The sequence below is a fragment of the Stenotrophomonas indicatrix genome, from assembly GCA_041545745.1.
Taxonomy (GTDB): Bacteria; Pseudomonadota; Gammaproteobacteria; order Xanthomonadales; family Xanthomonadaceae; genus Stenotrophomonas; species Stenotrophomonas indicatrix_A.
On record CP168152.1, the window covers coordinates 365,001 to 367,500 of the forward strand.

The following is a 2,500-nucleotide window of genomic DNA, read 5'->3' on the forward strand; positions in this document are numbered from 1 at the left end:
AATGCTGACATGAGTAACGATAATGCGGGTGAAAAACCCGCACGCCGAAAGCCCAAGGTTTCCTTGCGCAACGTTAATCGGCGCAGGGTGAGTCGGCCCCTAAGGCGAGGACGAAAGTCGTAGTCGATGGGAAGCAGGTTAATATTCCTGCACCTCGCGTAAGTGCGATGGAGGGACGGAGAAGGTTAGGCATACCGGGCGTTGGTTGTCCCGGGGAAAGGCGGTAGGTTTGGATCTTTGGCAAATCCGGGATCCTTCAAGACCGAGCACCGAGACGAGCCTTTATGGCGAAGTTGCTGATACCACGCTTCCAGGAAAAGCTCCTAAGCTTCAGCTTACGCAGACCGTACCGTAAACCGACACAGGTGGGTAGGATGAGAATTCTCAGGCGCTTGAGAGAACTCGGGTGAAGGAACTAGGCAACATGGCACCGTAACTTCGGGAGAAGGTGCACCCTTTTTGGTGGCTCGTGCGAGCTATAGCTGAAGAGGGTCGCAGTAACCAGGCCGCTGCGACTGTTTATCAAAAACACAGCACTCTGCAAACACGAAAGTGGACGTATAGGGTGTGACGCCTGCCCGGTGCTGGAAGGTTAATTGATGGGGTCAGCCGCAAGGCGAAGCTCTTGATCGAAGCCCCAGTAAACGGCGGCCGTAACTATAACGGTCCTAAGGTAGCGAAATTCCTTGTCGGGTAAGTTCCGACCTGCACGAATGGCGTAACGACAGCGGCGCTGTCTCCACCCGAGACTCAGTGAAATTGAAATCGCTGTGAAGATGCAGCGTTCCCGTGGCAAGACGGAAAGACCCCGTGAACCTTTACTATAGCTTTACACTGAACGTTGAGTTCGTCTGTGTAGGATAGGTGGGAGGCTATGAAACTGTGGCGCTAGCTGCAGTGGAGCCATCCTTGAAATACCACCCTGTCGTGCTTGACGTTCTAACCTGGGTCCATTATCTGGATCGGGGACCGTGTATGGTGGGTAGTTTGACTGGGGCGGTCTCCTCCTAAAGAGTAACGGAGGAGCTCGAAGGTACGCTCAGCGCGGTCGGACATCGCGCACTGTGTGCAAAGGCATAAGCGTGCTTGACTGCAAGATCGACGGATCAAGCAGGTAGGAAACTAGGACTTAGTGATCCGGTGGTTCTGTATGGAAGGGCCATCGCTCAACGGATAAAAGGTACTCCGGGGATAACAGGCTGATACCGCCCAAGAGTTCATATCGACGGCGGTGTTTGGCACCTCGATGTCGGCTCATCACATCCTGGGGCTGTAGTCGGTCCCAAGGGTATGGCTGTTCGCCATTTAAAGTGGTACGCGAGCTGGGTTCAGAACGTCGTGAGACAGTTCGGTCCCTATCTGCCATGGGCGTTGGAGATTTGAGAGGGGCTGCTCCTAGTACGAGAGGACCGGAGTGGACGAACCTCTGGTGTTCCGGTTGTCACGCCAGTGGCATTGCCGGGTAGCTATGTTCGGAAGCGATAACCGCTGAAAGCATCTAAGCGGGAAGCGCGCCTCAAGATGAGATCTCCCGGGGCACAAGCCCCCTGAAGGAACCATGTAGACTACGTGGTTGATAGGTCAGGTGTGTAAGTACAGCAATGTATTGAGCTAACTGATACTAATGATCCGAGAGGCTTGACCATATAACCTCAAGTTGCCTTGGCCGACATGACATGTCGATAGATCCAGGTGCACGCTACGTCACAAGACCAAACGAGAGGCAGGCGCTCAGGCGCGTCTCTTTGCAATGCCGGCATCACCATGCCCGCTCCCTGCAAAGACACGACGTCCAAGCGACACTCCAACCGCCTCCCTGGTGAAATTAGCGCTATGGAACCACCCGATCCCATCCCGAACTCGGAAGTGAAACGTAGCTGCGCCGATGGTAGTGTGGCCTAAGCCATGCGAGAGTAGGTCATCGCCAGGGTTTATACCCAAAAACCCCGCTGCTCATGCAGCGGGGTTTTCCTTTTTTTGCAAGCCTCAGGTTTCGACCTGGACTTACGGCAACAACTTCGCGAAGAGCTTCAAGTTTCTCTCACAAGTTGTTGACAAAGCTGAAAAGCCTGCCATAATAGGCGGCTCGCAACGACGAAAGGCCCTCGGGTCCAACGACGAAGCAGCATCGGCAACAACGTCCACTTCGGTGAGACGGCCTTGAAAAAAGGTGTTGACGAAGCGGAAAAGCCGGCTATAATGGGCGGCTCGCTACGAAGGAAGCTTCGCAGCACACGGGAACGGCGCTGAGGCCATTTCCCCGGATCTTTGAAAGTATGCGCAGGTATCTTGTGAAGGCGCCTGCAGGAAGGATGATTGTCCATCTTGCAGACGTTTGATCAAGCAACTATTAATTGTTTTAAAGCAAGCGATACGTTGCCAGAATCATTCATCTGCAGCTTTAAATTTTTGTCTTCGGACAATGCTGTTTTAAGTGAAGAGTTTGATCCTGGCTCAGAGTGAACGCTGGCGGTAGGCCTAACACATGCAAGTCGAACGG

The 2,500-nt window shown here is 53.6% G+C and carries 3 rRNA genes (2 of these 3 only partly in view); all 3 read left to right on the plus strand.

Annotated elements, in window-relative coordinates:
- Window positions 1–1,646 (plus strand): 23S ribosomal RNA (locus ACEF39_RS01630); it begins 1,235 nt to the left of the window's first position.
- A gap of 169 nt (window positions 1,647–1,815) precedes the next feature.
- A 5S ribosomal RNA gene (gene rrf, locus ACEF39_RS01635) occupies window positions 1,816–1,930 on the plus strand.
- Window positions 1,931–2,431: 501 nt separating this feature from the next.
- Window positions 2,432–2,500 (plus strand): 16S ribosomal RNA (locus ACEF39_RS01640); it runs 1,476 nt beyond the window's last position.